2 protein-coding genes are annotated in these 1,586 nt (G+C 33.5%); both read right to left on the minus strand.

Annotated elements, in window-relative coordinates:
* Positions 1–549: IS91 family transposase (locus BR82_RS16900; RefSeq protein ID WP_161635144.1), on the minus strand; the 549-nt coding region annotated here is incomplete at its 3' end.
* The gene (locus tag BR82_RS16905) at positions 539–1,450 is read right to left on the minus strand and encodes a tyrosine-type recombinase/integrase (RefSeq protein WP_084300880.1); all 912 of its coding nucleotides are present in this window, start codon (positions 1,448–1,450) and stop codon (positions 539–541) included. The genes BR82_RS16900 and BR82_RS16905, both read right to left, overlap by 11 nt.
* Positions 1,451–1,586 lie beyond the last annotated feature (136 nt).

Consider the following 1,586-nt stretch of genomic DNA (forward strand, 5'->3'; position numbering starts at 1 on the left):
AGGAATCAGATAATTAGCAGGAGCTTTTTTGAAGACAGGATTATTTTCATCGTCATATGAAAGACCGCCACCGGAAACAATCATATGAATATGAGGATGAAACCAAAGGTTCTGCCCCCACGTATGAAGAATAGAAGTAAACCCAATCTGACCGTAATAAGATTCAGAAATTTTTAATAAAGACTGTGAAGATATTTTAAAAAGCAGATTATACATTTTTTCCTTGTTGTTGAAAAAAATATCGTTCAATGAATCAGGGACAGTAAAAACAATATGAAAATAGGGAATATCAAGAAGAAAGCTGCTAAATCTGTCAATCCATTTTTCTCTGGAATGACACTGACAGGAAGGGCAGTGACGATTGCCGCAAGAATTATAATGAATGACTTTATGGCCGCAGTCTTCACAAATGTAGGAATTATATCCAAAGGTATCAGTTTTACAGGCAGCCATATAGTTAAAAGTCTTGAGTTCTTCATTGTTGAGACAGCAGCGAGAAAGAAAATAATCTTTTTCGTTCTGCATAATAAGCTGAATGTTAGTTTTCATGAGCAGCACCATCTTTCAAAAGGGTATCGATATAAGAGATATGATTATTCATCATGTTTCTTGAAAAATGCAGATAACGAGAAGTAGAAGCCAGTGAACTGTGACCAAGACGGTACTTCAGATCAAGAAGATCGCCACCAGCTCTAAGGAAATTGACGGCATAAGTATGTCTAAGACAATGGAAGGTAAAAGAAGCAGGTATACCGGCAATATCTTTATAGAAGTTAAAATGTTTTCTGATGGTTTCATTACAGGTTTTAGGAGCACGGCTGAAAATGAAGAAATATCTGTTGGAACCGGGGTTGATATTGTATTCCTTTGCGTAGCGTTGAATAGCAGAGTATGAAGTATTGTCGATAGGAACATAACGCGACTTGTTTCTTTTAGATTTACGAATATATATGGACATATTAGATCTGTTTCTTGTGGAAATATCAGAGATTTTAAGAGAGATGATTTCGTTGATTCTAAGACCGCAGCATAAGGCAAGTTTAATAATACAGTCCATTCTTGAATCAATATAAACAGCGTTAAGAAGTGATCTGATCTGATGGTCGAATAAGAAGTCAATATCTTTAGGAGTGAATTTAGACTTAGGGACTCTGTAAAGATTTAAGTTCTTATTCAAAACAGCGAAAAAGAAAAAACGTATATAAGCATTGTTGGCATTAATAGTATTCTTAGATAAAGGAGTAGAATGAAGATAGAGGAGATAATCTCTGAAGTGGTCTTCGTTAATATCAAAAAGATTGTCATAATTAATGAAATCAAGAAAACGAGCGATACCGTCCATATAATTGATAATAGTTTTATCGGCAAGGTTTTTTAAATCGAGAGCGATCCTAACATCATTAAGGATAGGAAATTGTTTGATTTTGTCATTTATAGATTTAGTATTCATAATTAATCAGTCCTTTCTGTTATAAAATGACAACTAAATTATAAATAAAAAAAGCCATCATAAGAAAGATGGCAAACAAAAAAATATAGAAAACATAAAGAAAGAATTGAGCTAACGCGTAGCGTTTTAGTACAAT

Source organism: Thomasclavelia saccharogumia DSM 17460 (genome assembly GCF_000686665.1).
Classification (GTDB): Bacteria; Bacillota_I; Bacilli_A; order Erysipelotrichales; family Coprobacillaceae; genus Thomasclavelia; species Thomasclavelia saccharogumia.

Coding starts and splice junctions, on each gene's coding strand:
- BR82_RS16905 (WP_084300880.1), bottom strand. CDS start 1,450: ATGAATACTAAATCTATAAATGACAAAATCAAACAATTTCCTATCCTT.